Source organism: Pseudomonas sp. P4_B3 (assembly GCF_056402295.1).
The window spans coordinates 1-13,376 of the sequence record NZ_JBFUHR010000020.1; the positions used below are offsets into that span (position 1 = coordinate 1).

The 13,376-nt window shown below is 61.2% G+C and carries 13 protein-coding genes and 2 pseudogenes; 9 read left to right on the plus strand and 6 right to left on the minus strand.

Annotation, left to right across the window (positions count from 1 at the left end; all coding sequences use genetic code 11):
- Positions 1 to 66: 66 nt before the first annotated feature.
- The 6 genes from AC1DWG_RS22250 (at position 67) to AC1DWG_RS22275 (ending at position 6,872) form a co-directional block, all read left to right on the plus strand.
- A complete protein-coding gene (locus tag AC1DWG_RS22250) occupies positions 67 to 954 on the plus strand; it encodes a 2-hydroxy-3-oxopropionate reductase (RefSeq protein ID WP_477762491.1) in 888 nt (295 codons plus the stop codon).
- A gap of 179 nt (positions 955 to 1,133) precedes the next feature.
- Entirely contained in the window at positions 1,134 to 2,414 is a 1,281-nt protein-coding gene (locus AC1DWG_RS22255) for a glycerate kinase type-2 family protein (RefSeq protein ID WP_477762492.1), read from the plus strand.
- Complete coding sequence (pyk, locus tag AC1DWG_RS22260) at positions 2,404 to 3,819, plus strand: pyruvate kinase (RefSeq protein ID WP_150716449.1); 1,416 nt, start codon at positions 2,404 to 2,406, stop codon at positions 3,817 to 3,819. Before AC1DWG_RS22255 ends, pyk begins: the two co-directional genes overlap by 11 nt.
- 130 nt (positions 3,820 to 3,949) lie before the next feature.
- Entirely contained in the window at positions 3,950 to 4,864 is a 915-nt protein-coding gene (locus AC1DWG_RS22265; protein WP_477788363.1) for an urea transporter, read from the plus strand.
- A gap of 21 nt (positions 4,865 to 4,885) precedes the next feature.
- The gene (locus AC1DWG_RS22270) at positions 4,886 to 5,710 is read left to right on the plus strand and encodes an ion transporter (RefSeq protein WP_477754872.1); all 825 of its coding nucleotides are present in this window, start codon (positions 4,886 to 4,888) and stop codon (positions 5,708 to 5,710) included.
- A gap of 163 nt (positions 5,711 to 5,873) precedes the next feature.
- Positions 5,874 to 6,872, plus strand: a complete 999-nt coding sequence (locus AC1DWG_RS22275) for a sulfate ABC transporter substrate-binding protein (protein ID WP_223460723.1) — start codon at positions 5,874 to 5,876, stop codon at positions 6,870 to 6,872.
- Between the two features lie 121 nt (positions 6,873 to 6,993).
- On the opposite strand, the gene AC1DWG_RS22280 is transcribed toward AC1DWG_RS22275, so the two are convergent.
- Positions 6,994 to 7,623: a hypothetical protein gene (locus AC1DWG_RS22280; RefSeq protein WP_477762494.1), complete on the minus strand. Its 630-nt coding sequence runs from the start codon at positions 7,621 to 7,623 to the stop codon at positions 6,994 to 6,996.
- A 228-nt stretch (positions 7,624 to 7,851) separates the two neighbouring features.
- On the opposite strand from AC1DWG_RS22280, the gene AC1DWG_RS22285 reads away from it, so the two are divergent.
- Positions 7,852 to 9,057: an MFS transporter gene (locus AC1DWG_RS22285; protein WP_477762495.1), complete on the plus strand. Its 1,206-nt coding sequence runs from the start codon at positions 7,852 to 7,854 to the stop codon at positions 9,055 to 9,057.
- A gap of 99 nt (positions 9,058 to 9,156) precedes the next feature.
- Here the strand turns inward: AC1DWG_RS22285 and AC1DWG_RS22290 are convergent, their stop codons facing one another.
- Together AC1DWG_RS22290 and AC1DWG_RS22295 are read right to left on the minus strand one after the other, a co-directional pair.
- Complete coding sequence (locus tag AC1DWG_RS22290) at positions 9,157 to 9,561, minus strand: type II toxin-antitoxin system HicB family antitoxin (protein WP_477762496.1); 405 nt, start codon at positions 9,559 to 9,561, stop codon at positions 9,157 to 9,159.
- Positions 9,561 to 9,773, minus strand: a complete 213-nt coding sequence (locus tag AC1DWG_RS22295; RefSeq protein WP_477788400.1) for a type II toxin-antitoxin system HicA family toxin — start codon at positions 9,771 to 9,773, stop codon at positions 9,561 to 9,563. Before AC1DWG_RS22295 ends, AC1DWG_RS22290 begins: the two co-directional genes overlap by 1 nt.
- Before the next feature lie 102 nt (positions 9,774 to 9,875).
- Here AC1DWG_RS22295 and AC1DWG_RS22300 point away from each other — a divergent pair, with 102 nt between their 5' ends.
- Both AC1DWG_RS22300 and AC1DWG_RS22305 read left to right on the plus strand, forming a co-directional pair.
- A complete protein-coding gene (locus AC1DWG_RS22300; protein ID WP_477762497.1) occupies positions 9,876 to 10,004 on the plus strand; it encodes a hypothetical protein in 129 nt (42 codons plus the stop codon).
- A 65-nt stretch (positions 10,005 to 10,069) separates the two neighbouring features.
- Positions 10,070 to 10,948 (plus strand): annotated as a pseudogene (locus AC1DWG_RS22305) (LysR family transcriptional regulator).
- A 95-nt stretch (positions 10,949 to 11,043) separates the two neighbouring features.
- Here AC1DWG_RS22305 and phnN read toward each other — a convergent pair.
- The 3 genes and pseudogenes from phnN to AC1DWG_RS22320 all read right to left on the minus strand — a co-directional run bounded on the left by phnN (position 11,044) and on the right by AC1DWG_RS22320 (position 13,368).
- Positions 11,044 to 11,610, minus strand: coding sequence for a phosphonate metabolism protein/1,5-bisphosphokinase (PRPP-forming) PhnN (gene phnN, locus AC1DWG_RS22310; RefSeq protein WP_477762498.1), 567 nt, complete (start codon positions 11,608 to 11,610; stop codon positions 11,044 to 11,046).
- A gap of 44 nt (positions 11,611 to 11,654) precedes the next feature.
- A pseudogene (locus tag AC1DWG_RS22315) lies at positions 11,655 to 12,040 on the minus strand (alpha-D-ribose 1-methylphosphonate 5-triphosphate diphosphatase); the annotation flags it as partial.
- A gap of 920 nt (positions 12,041 to 12,960) precedes the next feature.
- Positions 12,961 to 13,368, minus strand: coding sequence for a hypothetical protein (locus AC1DWG_RS22320; RefSeq protein WP_477752442.1), 408 nt, complete (start codon positions 13,366 to 13,368; stop codon positions 12,961 to 12,963).
- Positions 13,369 to 13,376 lie beyond the last annotated feature (8 nt).

Sequence of the window (13,376 nt, forward strand, 5' to 3'; positions counted from 1 at the left end):
AGATCGCAGATCGCAGCCTGCGGCAGCTCCTACAGGGACCACATAAATACAAGAGAGGATTTTCTCATGGCTAAAATCGGATTTATCGGCACCGGCATCATGGGCCACCCAATGGCGTTGAACCTGCAGAAAGCCGGTCACAGCCTGTTCCTGTCGGCACACCACGACGCCGCCCCTGCCGACCTGGTCGCCGCTGGCGCCGTTGCCCTGGCGAACCCGAAGGAAGTCGCCCAGGAAGCCGAGTTCATCATCGTCATGGTGCCGGATACCCCGCAGGTCGATGACGTGCTGTTCCGCGCCGATGGCATTGCCGCCGGTGTTGGCAAAGGCAAAGTGGTGATCGATATGAGCTCGATCTCGCCGACCGCCACCAAGGCTTTCGCCGCGAAGATCAACGAAAAAGGCGCGCAATACCTCGACGCCCCGGTGTCCGGCGGTGAAGTCGGCGCCAAGGCGGCGACCCTGAGCATCATGGTCGGCGGCGATGCCGACGCCTTCGAACGCGCCCTGCCGCTGTTCCAGGCCATGGGCAAGAACATCACCCTGGTCGGTGGCAACGGCGACGGTCAAACCGCCAAAGTGGCCAACCAGATCATCGTGGCCCTGAACATCCAGGCCGTGGCTGAAGCCCTGCTGTTCGCTTCGAAAAACGGTGCCGATCCGGCCAAGGTGCGTGAAGCGCTGATGGGCGGTTTCGCGTCCTCGAAGATCCTCGAAGTGCACGGCGAGCGCATGATCAAAGGCACCTTCGATCCAGGCTTCCGCATCAGCCTGCACCAGAAGGACCTGAACCTGGCCCTGCAAGGCGCCAAGGAGCTGAACATCAACCTGCCGAACACCGCCAACACCCAGCAAGTGTTCAGCACCTGCGCGGCCATCGGTGGCAGCAACTGGGACCACTCGGCGCTGATCAAGGGCCTGGAACACATGGCGAACTTCTCGATTCGCAAGTAGGAGCTGCCGAAGGCTGCGATCTTTTGATCTTTCGTCCACACGCACACCGCGTTATCCGCAACAAGATCGCAGCCTGCGGCAGCTCCTACAGGATCCGGTTCATCCCACCAAATGGGTAACCGATCCAGAGTTGCCGCAGGTTGCGTTCCCCCCAATAACAAGAATTCCGGGAGCCCGCCATGTCGGTCGATCCGCAACAATTGCTGCGCGAGCTGTTTGCCACAGCCATCGACGCGGCGCATCCGCAACAAGTCCTCGAAGCCCATTTGCCTGCCGACCGCAGCGGTCGCGTGATCGTCATCGGTGCCGGCAAAGCCGCCGCTGCCATGGCCCAAGTGGTCGAGCGCTGCTGGCAGGGTGAAGTCTCTGGCCTGGTGGTGACCCGTTACGGTCACGGCGCACCTTGCGAAAAAATCGAAGTGGTCGAAGCCGCGCATCCGGTGCCGGACGCTGCTGGCCTGGCCGTGGCCAAGCGTGTGCTGGAACTGGTCAGCGACCTGAGCGAAAACGACCGCGTGATCTTCCTGCTCTCCGGCGGTGGCTCTGCCCTGCTGGCACTGCCCGCCGAAGGCATCACCCTGGCCGACAAGCAGTCGATCAACAAAGCCCTGCTCAAGTCCGGCGCGACCATCGGCGAGATGAACTGCGTGCGCAAGCACCTCTCGGCGATCAAGGGTGGCCGCCTGGGCAAAGCCTGCTGGCCGGCCACGGTCTACACCTATGCGATTTCCGATGTGCCGGGCGACCTCGCCACGGTCATCGCCTCCGGCCCTACCGTAGCCGACCCGAGCACGTCGGCCGAAGCCCTGGCGATCCTCAAACGCTACGCCATCGAGGTTCCGGCCTCGGTACGCAACTGGCTGCAAAGCCCCGAATCGGAAACCGTCAAACCCGGTGACCCGAGCCTGGCACGCAGTCATTTCCAGTTGATTGCCCGCCCGCAGCAATCCCTTGAAGCGGCGGCGGTGAAATGCCGTCAGGCCGGGTTCAGCCCGCTGATCCTCGGCGACCTCGAAGGCGAATCCCGCGAGGTGGCGAAAGTCCACGCCGGCATCGCGCGGCAGATCGTCCTGCACGGTCAGCCGCTGGCGGCGCCCTGCGTGATTCTCTCGGGCGGTGAAACCACCGTGACCGTGCGCGGCAATGGCCGTGGCGGGCGCAACGCCGAGTTCCTGCTGAGCCTGACCGACAGCCTCAAGGGCCTGCCCGGCGTCTACGCGCTGGCCGGTGACACCGACGGCATTGACGGCTCCGAAGACAACGCCGGCGCGATCATGACCCCGGACAGCTACGCCCGTGCTGCGGCAAAGGGCCTGAGCGCCAGTGACGAGTTGGACAACAACAACGGCTACGGCTACTTCGAGGCGCTGGACGCCCTGATCGTCACCGAGCCGACCCGTACCAACGTCAACGACTTCCGCGCCATTCTGATCCTTGAGAGCACTAAACATGACGCCTGATAAAAAGGTCAAAATCCTCGCCACACTCGGCCCGGCCACCGATGGCATCGACGCCATCCGTGAGCTGGTGCTGGCCGGGGTCAACATCTTCCGCCTGAACTTCAGCCATGGTGATCACGCCGACCACGCCCAGCGTTTTCAGTGGATCCGTGAAGTCGAGCGCCAGCTCAATTATCCATTGGGCATTCTGATGGACCTGCAAGGCCCGAAACTGCGGGTCGGCAAGTTTGCCGAAGGCAAGGTGCAACTGGTGCGCGGCCAGGCCTTGCGCCTGGACCTCGATGCCACGCCGGGTGATGAGCGCCGGGTCAACCTGCCGCACCCGGAAATCATCGCCGCACTGGAGCCAGGCATGGACCTGCTGCTGGACGACGGCAAATTGCGCCTGCGGGTAGTGACCAAGTACGCCGACGCCATCGACACCACCGTGCTCAATGGTGGCGAACTGTCTGACCGCAAAGGCGTGAACGTGCCGCAAGCGGTGCTCGACCTGAGCCCGCTGACCGCCAAGGATCGCCGCGACTTGACCTTCGGCCTGGAACTGGGTGTGGACTGGGTGGCGCTGTCGTTCGTGCAACGTCCCGACGACATCCGCGAAGCCCGCTCCCTGATCGGCGACAAGGCGTTCCTGATGGCCAAGATCGAGAAGCCCTCGGCCGTCGAACAACTGCGCGAGATCGCCGAACTGAGCGACGCGATCATGGTCGCCCGGGGTGACTTGGGCGTGGAAGTGCCGGCCGAAAGCGTGCCGCAGATCCAGAAGAACATCATCAGCACCTGCCGCCAGCTCGGCAAACCGGTGGTGGTGGCGACGCAGATGCTCGAGTCGATGCGCTTCTCACCGGCGCCAACCCGCGCCGAAGTCACCGATGTGGCCAACGCGGTGGCTGAAGGTGCGGACGCGGTGATGCTGTCGGCGGAAACCGCGTCCGGCGAATACCCGCTCGAAGCCGTGCAGATGATGAGCAAGATCATCCGCCAGGTGGAAAACGGTCCGGACTATCAGACTCAACTCGACGTCAGCCGACCGAAAGCCGAGGCGACCGTTTCCGACGCGATCAGCTGCGCCATTCGCCGCATCAGCAACGTGCTGCCGGTGGCGGTGCTGGTCAATTACAGCGAGTCCGGCGCGTCGAGCCTGCGCGCGGCGCGGGAGCGGCCGACGGTGCCGATCCTCAACCTGACACCGAACCTGCAAACCGCCCGTCGCCTGAGCGTGGCGTGGGGTGTGCACTCGGTGGTCAACGATCGCCTGCGTCAGGTCGATGAAGTCTGCTCGACGGCACTGGAGATCGCGCAGGCCCAGGGCATGGCACAGCGTGGCGACACGTTACTGATCACCGCCGGTGTGCCGTTTGGGCAGCCGGGATCGACTAACTCTTTGCGTATCGAGACATTGATCTAGCGCCCATACCGGCCTCTTCGCCGGCAAGCCGGCTCCTACAGAGACAGCGTATTTCTGTAGGAGCTGCGATGCGGCGATCCGACTTGCCAGCGAAACAGGCAACTCGGTCCCACTGACTTTCAGAACTGCCATGCCTGCCAACCATTTCAACACCCACTGCCCCGACTGGGCCGAAGCCTTGCTCAACGGCTTCAGCCAGATCTTTCTCCAGCGCAACCCGCTGTGCGGCCTGCTGTGCGTCCTGGCCATTTTGTTCACGACCCCCGCCTTGCTCGGCGGCGCCTTGCTCGGTGGTGTCGCCGGGCTGCTCACCGCGCAACGCCGCAATTATGCCAAGGCTGATCGTCAGGCCGGGTTGTTCAGCTACAACGGCGTCCTGCTCGGATTGTTACTGAGCCTGTATTTCCCCTGGTCGGCGATGATGCCGCCACTGATTCTGGCCGCCGGTGGCCTGAGCGCGATGATCACCCAGCAGTGGCTCAAGCGCGTCCGGTTCAGCCAATGCCTGCCTGCCTACACCGCCCCCTTCGTCGGGCTGGGCTGGTTGCTGCTGTGCTTCGCCACGCCCTCGACAGAGCCGCACCTGATCGAAGTCAGCACCCTGAACATGCTCGCCGCACCACTCAAAGGCCTCGGCCAGGTGATGTTCCTCGGTCATCCGCTGGCCGGTGCGATGATTGCCGCCGGTTTGCTGATCGCTGATCGCCGCGCATTCTGCTGGGCGTTGTTGGCGTCTGTCGCGGGCATGGGCTGGAGCCTGCTGAACCACGACTTCTATACCGCACTGCTCGGCCTCGGTGGCTATAACGCCGTGCTGGCCGCCCTCGCCTTCAGCTCGCAGCGTCGCCAACCGTGGCTGCCGCTGCTTGGCATCGGCCTGGCACTGTTGCTGACGCCGGTGTTTGCTGCCATCGGCCTGCCCACGCTGACCGCGCCGTTCATTCTTGCCGGCTGGCTGATTCGCAGCGTTGTGCAAATGCTCGGCAAAGCCACGGTCGAAAGCGCGTCTTGCGCTCCCGGGGAGAATCAACCTAGGCTGCGCTGATTTGCGGCCAAGGCGATGTGCATGAACAGCAACGACACGTGGCGTAATCGCCTGTACGTGATTATTTTCCAAACCGACACCGTTGCCGGTCGACGCTTCGACTCCACATTGCTGCTGATCATCCTCGCCAGCCTGGTGGTGGTGATCCTGGACAGCATCGATGACGTCCACCAGAACTACGCCAGCGTGCTTGCGTACATCGAGTGGGGCTTCACGATCATCTTCCTCGGCGAGTACATCCTGCGCCTGTACTGCTCGCCCAAACCGCTGCACTACGCGTTCAGTTTCTATGGGCTTGTGGACCTGCTGGCCATCGTGCCCGGCATCCTCGCGCTGTACTACAGCGATGCCCAGTACCTGCTGATCATCCGGGTGATCCGGATGCTGCGGATCTTCCGCGTGCTCAAGCTCGGTCCGTACCTCAAGCAAGCCCATTACCTGCTCGATGCCTTGCGCGGCAGCAAGCAGAAAATCCTCGTGTTCCTGCTCAGCGTCTGCACGCTGGTGATAGTGTTCGGCACCCTGATGTACGTGGTCGAAGGCCCGCAAAGTGGCTTCACCAGCATTCCCAAGGGCATCTACTGGGCGATCGTCACCCTGACCACAGTCGGTTATGGCGACATCGTGCCCAGGACCGCACTGGGCCAGGTCATCTCGTCGATGGTGATGATCACCGGTTACTCGATCATCGCCGTGCCCACCGGGATCTTCACCGCCGAACTGGCCACGGCCATGCGTGGCGGCCAGTTACAGCACGACTGCCCGGTGTGTGCGAAAGACAGCCACGAACAGGAAGCCTCGTTCTGTTCCCGTTGTGGCAATGCATTGTTCAAAAAACTGGAATAAGTAAAGAGCTTTTTAATCTTTAAAGGACTATACGAGCCCGGCTATAGTCGACACCTCATTGATAACTAATAAATAACCCGTAGGCTGCGATCTTTGGATCTTGAAAATCAAAGTCAAAAGATCGAAGCCTCCGGCAGCTCCTACATAGAACAGGGAATGCGCAGTGAAAAAACTCTTTGGCGCCTCACTTCTCGCCGCTGGCCTGGCCCTGGGCAACATCGCCCAGGCTGCACCGACGCTGCTCAACGTTTCCTACGACGTGATGCGAGATTTCTACAAGGACTACAACACTGCGTTCCAGAAACACTGGCAAGCCGAGCACAACGAAAACATCATCCTGCAAATGTCCTTCGGCGGCTCCAGCAAACAGGCACGCTCGGTGATCGACGGCCTGCCGGCCGATGTCATCACCATGAACATGGCCACCGACATCAACGCCCTGGCGGACAACGGCAAACTGGTCCCGGACAACTGGGTCACGCGCCTGCCCAACAACAGCGCGCCCTTCACTTCGGCCACCGTATTCATCGTGCGCAAGGGCAACCCGAAAGCCCTGAAAGACTGGCCGGACCTGCTCAAGGACGGCGTTCAGGTCATCGTCCCGAACCCGAAAACCTCCGGCAACGGCCGCTACACCTACCTCTCGGCCTGGGGCTACGTGCTGAAAAACGGCGGTGACGAGAACAAGGCCAAAGACTTCGTCGGCAAGCTGTTCAAGCAAGCGCCAGTACTCGACACCGGCGGCCGTGCCGCCACCACCACCTTCATGACCAACCAGATCGGCGACGTGCTGGTGACCTTCGAGAACGAAGCGGAAATGATCGCCCGCGAGTTCGGCCGTGATCAGTTCGAAGTCATCTACCCAAGCGTTTCCGCCGAAGCCGAGCCACCGGTGTCGGTGGTCGACAAGACCGTCGACAAGAAAGGCACCCGTGCGGCGGCCGAGGAATACCTGAAGTACCTGTGGTCACCGGAAGGCCAGGAGATTGCCGCGGCGAACTACCTGCGCCCGCGCGACCCGGCCGTGCTGGCCAAGTACACCGACCGCTTCCCGAAAGTGGACTTCCTGTCGGTGGAGAAGACCTTCGGCGACTGGCGCACCGTGCAGAAGACCCACTTCAATGATGGCGGGGTTTTCGACCAGATCTACAGCGGTCAGTGATGACCGGACGATAACGAAAAAGGCGACTGGTGCAGGTCGCCTTTTTTGTACGGATCAGAATTCACTGCAAATCCATTGTGGGAGCGAGCTTGCTCGCTCCCACAGGTTCTGCGACCTCCTGCTACATCGGCGGCGTCACGCCGTCCTTGCCCGCCGAGATGGATTGAGCGGTGAGCGTGCCATCAGCGCCCTGCGTGACAAAGGTCACGATCTTCACGCCCACCTTCAACAGGCTGCGATCGGCCGGCACCAGGTTGACGATGGGTACGTCCTCCGGCACCAGAATCTTCTGTTGGCCGCCCTTGTAATTGACGGTCAGCACTCGACCGTTGCTCACCACCAGGTCGCCAACGCTGCCGTTGGTCATGCTGCTGCCTTTGACCAGATCGAAGGGCCGATGACCGTCGCCACTGCCGGCCAGCTCCGGCGGGAAAACATGAACTTCAAGGGCCTTGAGGGTGCCATCCTCCTGGGGAATGGCCGCAGAGCCGATGTAGCTGCCGGGCTTGATGTCTTCGATGTTGGCCAAGGTCACGGCGCGGACCTTGGTGTCCTTGGTCAAATTGATCACCACGTTGTCGCCGCTGTTGGCGTGGACTTTCAGAACGTCCGGACTGACGCCGGTGATCTCGCCGCGCACACCGATGCGCGTGCCCGGTGCGTCTTCGGCCTGGGCCAGGCCAGCGTTGAATACACTGATCAAGGAGACGACTGAAACCCAGCGAATCAGCTGACGAAACTTCACATACATGGAGAGGCCCTCCGGTGACGGGACGTGGAGTGAGAACATAAGCACGCTATCGAACAGGATGTAAGTGAATGTATCATCTACCCTCGATGTTCTGATGCAAGGCACTTCGACACACACGTCCGTCAGTCATTCCGCAATGGAATGATTGCTATCACACCAATCTCACTTCCGCCGTTTCAGTCAGCCCATTAGCCTGCGCGCATTCCTTTCCGTACAGCGAGACCCGTTATGAACCCAGCGACCCAGGTGCCCCACGGCACTGCGACAATGACCCCAGGGATGGTGCTGCTGTTCGCCTTCTGCTGCGGCGCTATTGTCGCCAACATCTACTACGCGCAGCCGATCATCGGCCTGATCGCGCCGGACATCGGCCTGACCAACACCTTGGCCAGCCTGATCGTTTCCCTGACTCAGATCGGCTATGCGCTGGGGCTGTTTTTCCTGGTACCACTGGGGGATTTGCTGGAGAACCGCCGGTTGATGATCATCACCACGCTGGTGGCAATCGGCAGCCTGCTGGGCGCGGCGTTCACCGATCAGCCGAATGTGTTTTTGCTGATTTCGCTGTTGGTGGGGTTCAGTTCGGTTTCGGTGCAGATCCTGATTCCGCTGGCCGCGCACCTGGCGCCGGAAGAAACCCGTGGCCGTGTGGTGGGCGGGATCATGGGCGGTTTGTTGCTCGGTATTCTGCTGGCCCGGCCGGTGTCCAGCGTGGTGGCCGACCACTTCGGCTGGCGGGCGATGTTTGTGATTGCCGCCGTCTTGATGGCAGCCATCAGCATCGTGCTGGCAGTGACCATTCCCAAGCGTGAACCTGATCACAGTGCTTCCTATGGCCAATTGCTGGGCTCGCTGTGGACGCTGTTGCGCAAACAACCGGTGCTGCGCCAGCGTGCGTTTTACCAGGGGTGCATGTTTGCCACCTTCAGCCTGTTCTGGACCGCAGTGCCGTTGGAGCTGGCGCGCAACCATGGTTTGTCGCAAAGCGAGATCGCGATTTTCGCGCTGGTGGGCGCCATCGGCGCCATTGCCGCCCCTATCGCCGGACGCCTGGCCGATGCCGGTCACACCCGCATCGCATCGTTGCTCGCCCTGCTGTTCGCCAGCCTGAGTTTTCTGCCGGCGTTTATCCATCCGGCCTGGAGCGTCATCGGCCTGGCTGTGACCGGTGTGGTGCTCGACTTCTGCGTGCAGATGAACATGGTCCTCGGCCAGCGTGCGGTGTACGCCCTCGACGGCAAAAGCCGCAGCCGCCTGAATGCGCTGTACATGACCAGTATCTTCATCGGCGGCGCCTTCGGCTCTTCGGTGGCCAGCGCGGTGTACGAACAGGGCGGCTGGTTGTGGATCGTGATCGTCGGCAGCGCATTTCCGTTGCTGGCGTTGTTGCGGTTTTTGAGTGTTTCGCAGAAGGCTTCGTTAGCGACGGCATAGATCGCTAAAAGCTTCGTCGGATCGCCGCCCGGAGCAAGCCCGCTTCTACAGGTTATTCGCTAACCTTGTGGGAGCGAGCTTGCTCGCGATTGCTGCCACTCACTGCCGAACCAGCTTCTCCATCGCCGCATCCGCCAGGAAGGACGAGCGGCTTTTTACATTGTGCTCACGCACATACCGATCGATGCGTTGGATCACGTAGCCGGGTAGCGTGACATTGACCTTCTCGGTCTTGCCCATATACGGCGAAATATCTAGCTCGAGCATTCCCCAGCCCATGTCGGCGAACTCCGGATTACCACGATGCACCGCTGCTGAAGTCGGCATTGGAATCGTCTCTCCATCTGCCGCGATCTCTTGCAGCATGACGTGGGCAATTTCGACAGCAGCGTTATAGGCATCTTCAAAGGTATCCCCGGCGGTTACCGCGCCAGGAATATCGGGGATCTGAATACCGATGGCGGTGTGCTCATCGCCCCATTCGATACAGATTGGATATTGCATTATGGATCTCCTGCGTAACTGGCTGGCGGGCAGTACAGCCCGGCGCGCCTCCTGATGCTCTTGACCGTCCCGGTCGGCAAATCCTTTTTCGGATGGGGGACGGGGATCGTGTATGGGTTGTATCGGTGAGTGAAGATGTGATGACTGCCAGTGACCCTGTCCAAAGTCCAACCTGCCTCCATCAATTCCTTGATCAATAGCCTGCTCTGCACCACCAGCCTCCTTGCTCCGGCCCAATAAAAGGTAACCCTAGAGTTATCTTTACTCAAGCACAAAATCTCGCAGTACGACGCTCGGTTGTTTTACAGAGTGTGATGCTGTCCATGCCGGGGCGTTATGTGACCGGCCGAGATGGTGTGATCCGTTACGCCGAGGTCAACCCGGATTACACTCAGCGTCCCGAGCCTGAGGCGATGCTGGATACAATTCGCGGTTCGCACTGACACCATTCATCAATTGTGGGGGCGAGCAGGCTCGCTCCCACAATTGATCTCTACAAGGACTTCCGATGGACCGCCTCGGCGCAATGGAAACCTTCGTCTACGTGGTGGAAACCGGCTCGTTTTCCGCTGCCGCCCGGCGCCTGAAGATCGGCCAGCCGGCCGTGTCGAAAACCATCGCGCAACTTGAATCGCGGCTGGCGGTGCGGCTATTGCTGCGTTCGACCCGGGGCCTGACGCCCACCGAGGCCGGGCAGGCCTTTTTCTAACGGGCCAAGCGCGCCATCGAAGAAGCCGACGAGGCCGATAACGCCGCGCGCGGTGCGGCCAGCGGGCTGACCGGCAACCTGCGCATCTGCGCGGCGGTCACCTTCGGCCGGCTGCACATCGTTGCGCACCTGGGCCCCTTCCTGGAGCAACACCCGGCGCTGAACATCGACCTGATGCTCGACGATCGCAACGTCAACCTGGTGGAAGAAGGCGTCGATATCGCCCTGCGCATGGGCGCCTTGAGCGACTCTGGCCTGACCGCCAGCAAGATCGCCGAATGCCGGCGCATGGTACTGGGCACTCCCGCCTACTTCGAAAAACACGGCGAACCCACCAGCCCCGCCGACCTGTGCAAGCATCAGGCAATCGTCTACAGCCTTGGCAGCGGCGCCAATTGGCAATTCAACAAGGCCGGCGAAGAGCAATCTGTGATCATCAGCGGCCGGATCCGCGTCAATGCCGCTGAAGGCCTGCGTGAAGCCGTGCTGGCTCATCAAGGCCTGACCATGGCCTCGCAATGGATGTTCGCGCCGGAACTGGCCGACGGCTCGGTCCGGGAAGTGATGAAGGACTGGGCATTGCCGAACCTGGATCTGTGGGCGATGTTCCCCACGGGGAGAATGGCCAGCGCCAAGGCTCGGGCGTTTGTGGAGTATATGCAGGGGTTGTTGGCCTGACAGGCAGCTCAATCAAGATCAAGGATCGCAGGCTGTGCCAACTCCTGCATTGACCGCCTATGAAGGTAATTCCTCGTCGTTCGTTCCCGGCAATGTCAGACACATGGAGGTTGCTCGTCAAAGCAGGCCAGCAAACGTTCGACCGTTTGCTCAAGTTGTCCGGAGTTGTCAAGCAGGTGCACGGTCGGGTCTTGCGCCAGCAGTTGCTCGCTGAATCGGGCATTGCGTGCCAGGCGCTGATCGATTTCGACCAGCGATTCTCGCCCACGCTCCAGCAAGCGATGGCGCAGTACTGCTTGATCCACAGTCAACAACAGCACTAACACGTTCGGATAGCGCGAACGCGTGTTCTGCAAATGCCCCCGCGAGCCATTGACCAGCACGTCCTGCCCGGCGGCCAGCCAATCGTCGATTTCCCGCGGGATGCCATAGGACAACCCATTGGCGTGCCAGCTCAAGGCAAATGCGCCCTGGGCCTCCATATCGGCGAACTGCTGCGCACTGACACCCAGCGCCGCTTCGCCCACGGCTTCGGCCGAGCGAGTGATGACCCGCCGCACAATGCGGCAGCCGCGATCGGCCAACCGTGTTCGTGCAGCATCCAGCAGGCTGTCCTTGCCCGAACCTGAAGGCCCGATGAGATAGATCAACCTGCCTGACATCAAAACACCCTCGTTGCTTGTCGCCATACTTGCTGGACCACCGGCAGACCCTCTGCGGTCAGATCTGCGGCGGCCACGTTACCCGAGTGCGACTCGCCGCGCACGATGTTCGGTGTGCCCATCAATACATTCATGCCGCGCTCCCGGTAACCACGCCTCGACGGTCGTCGGGAACTCGGCGATGGTCATGCCGCAGCGTGATGAGTTCGTCCATCTGAGTCGTGGTCAGGTGGTACTTGCTGATGTAGCACTCACGGTACTTGGATTCCAGTACTAACTGGCGCTGTCCCGGCGAGTGGTCCATCACCGACACCAACTGCACCAGCGGGTTCTCCACCCGATCGCGGAACACGCTGAAAATGTCCGGGTGGCACAGCTCGCGGCGCAGGTGCAGGCGGTGTTCGGCTCGGGTCAGTTCGGCGTCGGAGGCTGTGGGAAGGTGGCTTGCCCGCGATGACTATGTGTTGGGCGCATCTGTTTTGATTGTGTACATATCCGTTTTAGCGGTAATGGCCACTATTGGTTCCGCCCTTACGGCGGGTCACTTGGAAAAGCCCCAAGTAACCAAGGGCTCTTGCCCCTGACATTCGGCCTCACGAGGGGGCGTACACCGCAACAGCGCCCGAGGCGGCCTTACCGGCCGGCCTGGTTCTGATGCGTGCGTGTTTCCCTGTAGGAGCTGTCGAGTGCAACGAGGCTGCGATCTTTTGGCCTTATTTTTTACAAACAAGATCAAAAGATCGCAGCCTTCGGCAGCTCCTACGGATTGATACATCCGCGAAACCAGGTCGGCTGGCAGGCCGTCATCGCGAGCAAGTCGGATCGCCGCACCGTCGCGCCTACAGAAGAGCAAAGGCAGACCGGCGTACACCCACGCTCCTCACCACTCAACAGGCCGAGCGTTAGCTCGCCTGCAGCTCTTGATCTTGATCCACCCGCCCCCTCGGGAGGCTGAGTGGAGGTGCTCATCCGGGGATTGGCGCGCAGCGCCGTTCGACGCAGTCGAACTCATTGCATGTAGGTCGAAGCGAAGCCGACCGGAGGGCAATGCCCCCGGATGAATACCGGAGCGAAGGAACCCCGAGCCTTAGCGAGGGGCCGGACGTTCGGGGCGAGACCTTTTGGTTCCTTTGGGCTGGGCCGGCACTCCGGCGTTTGCCAAAAGGGACTCGCCGTAAGGGCGAAACCATAAGCCGCCGTTACCGCAGAAACGGATATGTACACAGTCAACAAAAGACAGGCCGGCTGTCAGGCCGCCTTCGCTGGCAAGCCAGCTCCTACAGGGATTGGGGGTTGAACCGGATTATTCAGCAGGCACAAAAAAGGCGACCCGAAAGTCGCCTTAGTGCGTTACTGCCCGAATTGCCGCCCCAGGCCACCCGGTACACCGTGAATATCCGTCTCCTCCCACGGCCCCTTCGGACTGATCGACCGGCTCCAGCCGTTATCCCAACGGTAATAGGTACGCTGGCGATAAAAGGTATTGGGCTGATCATCGAGCACATAGACCCCAAGCTTCGGATCCCAATGGCTGTTGCCCCCAGGTGGTGGCGCGAAGCTCGCAGAAGTGCGTGGCAACGGCTTGGAGGGTTTGGCCGGGATGCTCGGCTTGCTCGGTACAGGCGAAGTCGATGGCGTAGGGCTGGGCTGCGACGGCGGGAACGGTGGTGGTGCCTGTTGTTCCGGTGGTTGCTGGACCGCACAAGCGCTTAACCCCATAACGACGCTGAGCAGGGTGATACGAGCGAATGCGGTCATGATTGCGT

Coding starts and splice junctions, on each gene's coding strand:
- AC1DWG_RS22265 (WP_477788363.1), top strand. CDS start 3,950: ATGCCTGCCAACCATTTCAACACCCACTGCCCCGACTGGGCCGAAGCC.
- AC1DWG_RS22250 (WP_477762491.1), top strand. CDS start 67: ATGGCTAAAATCGGATTTATCGGCACCGGCATCATGGGCCACCCAATG.
- AC1DWG_RS22285 (WP_477762495.1), top strand. CDS start 7,852: ATGAACCCAGCGACCCAGGTGCCCCACGGCACTGCGACAATGACCCCA.
- AC1DWG_RS22280 (WP_477762494.1), bottom strand. CDS start 7,623: ATGTATGTGAAGTTTCGTCAGCTGATTCGCTGGGTTTCAGTCGTCTCC.
- AC1DWG_RS22270 (WP_477754872.1), top strand. CDS start 4,886: ATGAACAGCAACGACACGTGGCGTAATCGCCTGTACGTGATTATTTTC.
- AC1DWG_RS22255 (WP_477762492.1), top strand. CDS start 1,134: ATGTCGGTCGATCCGCAACAATTGCTGCGCGAGCTGTTTGCCACAGCC.
- AC1DWG_RS22320 (WP_477752442.1), bottom strand. CDS start 13,368: ATGACCGCATTCGCTCGTATCACCCTGCTCAGCGTCGTTATGGGGTTA.
- phnN (WP_477762498.1), bottom strand. CDS start 11,610: ATGTCAGGCAGGTTGATCTATCTCATCGGGCCTTCAGGTTCGGGCAAG.
- pyk (WP_150716449.1), top strand. CDS start 2,404: ATGACGCCTGATAAAAAGGTCAAAATCCTCGCCACACTCGGCCCGGCC.
- AC1DWG_RS22290 (WP_477762496.1), bottom strand. CDS start 9,561: ATGCAATATCCAATCTGTATCGAATGGGGCGATGAGCACACCGCCATC.
- AC1DWG_RS22300 (WP_477762497.1), top strand. CDS start 9,876: ATGCTGTCCATGCCGGGGCGTTATGTGACCGGCCGAGATGGTGTGATC.